Source organism: Haloferax sp. s1 (assembly GCF_058382125.1).
The window spans coordinates 1-2,081 of the sequence record NZ_JBZRPK010000223.1 but is presented as its reverse complement, the minus strand read 5'-3'; the positions used below and the strand labels follow the sequence as shown (position 1 = coordinate 2,081).

Here is a 2,081-nt window from a genome sequence, read left to right as displayed (position 1 = left end):
CAAATCGAGCACCTTCCTCTTCGAAGGCGGCATCCGCGAGTTCGTCGAGTACCTGAACGAGACGAAGGCGGCGCTCCACGACGGCCTCATCTACTACGAAGACGAGTCCGAAGGCATCGAGGTCGAAATCGCCATGCAGGCGACCGACGAACTGCAAGGTTCCATCCACGCCTTCGCCAACAACATCAACACGCGCGAAGGCGGGACGCACCTGACCGGGTTCAAGACCGCGCTGACCCGCGTCGTCAACGACTACGCGAACTCCGAGGGGATGCTCTCGGACCTCGACGGCGACAATCTCCGCGGCGAGGACGTTCGTGAGGGTCTCACCGCCGTCATCTCGGTCAAGCACCCCGACCCGCAGTTCGAGGGGCAGACGAAGACGAAACTCGGCAACTCCGAGGTTCGTGGTATCGTCGAAAGTGTCACTCACGAGCAACTCGGGACGTTCTTCGAGGAGAACCCGGACACGGCGACGGCCATCATCTCGAAGGCCGTCGAGGCCGCTCGCGCCCGCAAAGCCGCAAAGCAGGCCGAGGAACTCACGCGCCGCAAGTCCGCACTCGAATCAACGTCGCTGCCGGGCAAACTCGCGGACTGTCAGACGCGCGACCCCACGGAGTCCGAACTGTTCGTCGTCGAGGGTGACTCCGCAGGTGGCTCCGCGAAACAGGGCCGCGACCGCAAGTTCCAGGCGATTCTTCCCCTCCGCGGGAAGATTCTGAACGTCGAGAAACACCGTCTCGACCGAATCCTCGAAAACAACGAAGTTCGAGCGCTCATCACCGCCATCGGCGCGGGTATCGGCGACGAATTCGACATCGAGAAGGCGCGCTACCAGCGCATCATTCTGATGACTGACGCCGACGTTGACGGAGCACACATCCGAACGTTGCTCCTGACGCTTCTGTACCGGCACATGCGCCCCCTCATCGAAGCGGGCTACGTCTACGCGGCGCAACCCCCGCTGTACCGCGTTCGCTACCGCGGCAACACCTACGATGTGATGACCGAGGAGGAACGTGACCGCATCATCGAAGAGAAGTGCAACGGCAACCCCACGCAGGTCCAGCGGTTCAAGGGTCTCGGCGAAATGAATCCCGACCAACTGTGGGAGACGACGATGAACCCCGAAAACCGCGTCCTCAAGCGCATCACTGTCGAGGACGCCGCCGCGGCCGACCGCATGTTCAATATCCTGATGGGCGACGCCGTCGGTCCGCGAAAGCAGTTCATCAAGGACCACGCGACAGACGCCGAGTGGGTAGATATCTAATATGAGTTCTGACGCACCAGATACATTCGAACCCGACGCGGGCATCGCGGCGGAAGTGAAGAACGCACGCATCGAAGACGAGATGGAACAGTCGTACATCGACTACGCGATGTCGGTCATCGCGGGTCGCGCACTCCCCGACGTGCGCGACGGTCTCAAGCCGGTCCACCGGCGTATTCTCTATGCGATGCACGAGGCTGGCGTGACCGCCCACTCGTCGCACCGAAAGTCCTCGTCCATCGTGGGCGAGACGATGGGTGACTACCACCCGCACGGCGACTCCGCCATCTACGACGCCCTCGCGCGCATGGCGCAGGATTTCTCCATGCGCTACCCCCTCGTCGACGGGCAGGGGAACTTCGGGTCCGTCGACGGCGACCCACCGGCCGCGATGCGGTACACGGAAGCGCGGATGTCCCCCATCGCCGAGGAACTCCTCGAAGATATCGACAAGGACACCGTCGACTTCCAGTCGAACTACGACGACCGCATGCAGGAACCGACGGTCCTCCCGTCGTCGTTCCCGAACCTGCTCGTCAACGGTTCGTCGGGTATCGCGGTCGGGATGTCCACGAACATTCCGCCGCACAACCTCGGTGAGGTCATCGACGCCACCGTCGAACTCATCGAGAACCCCGACGCGACCGTCACGGACCTGATGGAACACGTCAAGGGCCCCGACTTCCCGACCGGCGCGAACATCGTCGGTCGAAACGCGGTCCACAAGGCGTACAAGACGGGTCGCGGCCGCGTTCGCGTCCGCGCCGACTACGACGTGTTCGAAGAGGAAGGCCGAATCGTCATC

At 62.8% G+C, this 2,081-nt stretch carries 2 protein-coding genes; both read left to right on the top strand.

Annotation, left to right across the window (positions count from 1 at the left end; all coding sequences use genetic code 11):
• A partial coding sequence (locus QT222_RS01950; protein ID WP_491476134.1) for a toprim domain-containing protein occupies positions 1–1,276 on the top strand: 1,276 nt, incomplete at its 5' end.
• A 1-nt stretch (position 1,277) separates the two neighbouring features.
• On the top strand, positions 1,278–2,081 hold an 804-nt coding region (locus QT222_RS01945; protein WP_491476133.1), incomplete at its 3' end, for a DNA gyrase subunit A.